The 1,593-nt window shown below is 57.4% G+C and carries 1 rRNA gene (only partly in view); it reads right to left on the bottom strand.

Annotated elements, in window-relative coordinates:
* A 23S ribosomal RNA gene (locus ACIQ6Y_RS39265) occupies positions 1 to 1,544 on the bottom strand (it extends 1,676 nt beyond the left edge of the window).
* Positions 1,545 to 1,593 lie beyond the last annotated feature (49 nt).

The raw sequence follows: 1,593 nt of genomic DNA, 5'->3' as shown, positions 1-1,593 counted from the left end.
TTCGATGTTTGACGCTTCACAGCGGGTACCGGAATATCAACCGGTTATCCATCGACTACGCCTGTCGGCCTCGCCTTAGGTCCCGACTTACCCTGGGCAGATCAGCTTGACCCAGGAACCCTTAGTCAATCGGCGCAAACGTTTCTCACGTTTGTATCGCTACTCATGCCTGCATTCTCACTCGTCAACCGTCCACAACTCGCTTCCGCGGCTGCTTCACCCGGCAGACGACGCTCCCCTACCCATCCCAGCCTCCGTTGGGAGTATGTGCTGGAATGACACGACTTCGGCGGTACGCTTGAGCCCCGCTACATTGTCGGCGCGGAATCACTAGACCAGTGAGCTATTACGCACTCTTTCAAGGGTGGCTGCTTCTAAGCCAACCTCCTGGTTGTCTGTGCGACTCCACATCCTTTCCCACTTAGCGTACGCTTAGGGGCCTTAGTCGATGCTCTGGGCTGTTTCCCTCTCGACCATGGAGCTTATCCCCCACAGTCTCACTGCCGCGCTCTCACTTACCGGCATTCGGAGTTTGGCTAAGGTCAGTAACCCGGTAGGGCCCATCGCCTATCCAGTGCTCTACCTCCGGCAAGAAACACACGACGCTGCACCTAAATGCATTTCGGGGAGAACCAGCTATCACGGAGTTTGATTGGCCTTTCACCCCTAACCACAGGTCATCCCCCAGGTTTTCAACCCTGGTGGGTTCGGTCCTCCACGAAGTCTTACCTCCGCTTCAACCTGCCCATGGCTAGATCACTCCGCTTCGGGTCTTGAGCGTGCTACTGAGTCGCCCTATTCGGACTCGCTTTCGCTACGGCTTCCCCACCCGGGTTAACCTCGCAACACACCGCAAACTCGCAGGCTCATTCTTCAAAAGGCACGCAGTCACGAGGCAAGCACAAGTGCTTGCCCGACGCTCCCACGGCTTGTAGGCACACGGTTTCAGGTACTATTTCACTCCGCTCCCGCGGTACTTTTCACCATTCCCTCACGGTACTATCCGCTATCGGTCACCAGGGAATATTTAGGCTTAGCGGGTGGTCCCGCCAGATTCACACGGGATTTCTCGGGCCCCGTGCTACTTGGGTGTCTCTCAAACGAGCCGCTGACGTTTCGACTACGGGGGTCTTACCCTCTACGCCGGACCTTTCGCATGTCCTTCGCCTACATCAACGGTTTCTGACTCGTCCCACGGCCGGCAGACCGTGGAAGAGAGATCCCACAACCCCCACGACGCAACCCCTGCCGGGTCTCACACGTCGTAGGTTTGGCCTCATCCGGTTTCGCTCGCCACTACTCCCGGAATCACGGTTGTTTTCTCTTCCTGAGGGTACTGAGATGTTTCACTTCCCCTCGTTCCCTCCACTTGCCCTATGTGTTCAGGCAAGGGTGACAGCCCATGACGACTGCCGGGTTTCCCCATTCGGAAACCCCCGGATCAAAGCCTGGTTGACGGCTCCCCGGGGACTATCGTGGCCTCCCACGTCCTTCATCGGTTCCTGGTGCCAAGGCATCCACCGTGCGCCCTTAAAAACTTGGCCACAGATGCTCGCGTCCACTGTGCAGTTCTCAAACAACGACCAACCACCC

This window comes from Streptomyces sp. NPDC096205 (assembly GCF_044763135.1).
Classification (GTDB): Bacteria; Actinomycetota; Actinomycetes; order Streptomycetales; family Streptomycetaceae; genus Streptomyces.
This window is presented reverse-complemented; position numbering and strand designations above follow the sequence as displayed.